Origin of the sequence: Pseudomonas yangonensis (genome assembly GCF_009932725.1) — a bacterium.
GTDB classification, from domain to species: domain Bacteria; phylum Pseudomonadota; class Gammaproteobacteria; order Pseudomonadales; family Pseudomonadaceae; genus Aquipseudomonas; species Aquipseudomonas yangonensis.
Window position 1 is genome coordinate 1 of sequence record NZ_BLJU01000204.1, and the last position, 285, is coordinate 285.

A 285-nucleotide genomic window follows, 5' to 3' on the forward strand; every position below is an offset into this window, starting at 1 on the left:
GCGCGAGGAGTACCCGCTGCTGTCATTGTCCGTCGGCGTGGTGCACCTACCGGCCGAAGCCTGCCAGGGAATGGAGGCCGCGCACCTGGCGACGCTGGCCTCCGAGGCCAAGCGCCAGGCCAAGGCGGTGCCAGGCTACAGCCTGCACCTGATCGAGGCCGCCTGAACCGTTCGTTCAGCTAGAGACCGAGCGCGGACGCCCGTTGCGCATAGTGCTCGGCGCGCTCGCTGTCCGGCGCCAGGCCCGGGCCTCCATCGCGGTAGAGTTCCGCCCTGTCTCTTATC

Annotated in this window: 1 pseudogene; it reads right to left on the reverse strand. The window is 69.5% G+C overall.

Annotation, left to right across the window (positions count from 1 at the left end):
* Positions 1-179 precede the first annotated feature (179 nt).
* Positions 180-285, reverse strand: a pseudogene (locus GYB81_RS24065) (sel1 repeat family protein); the annotation flags it as partial.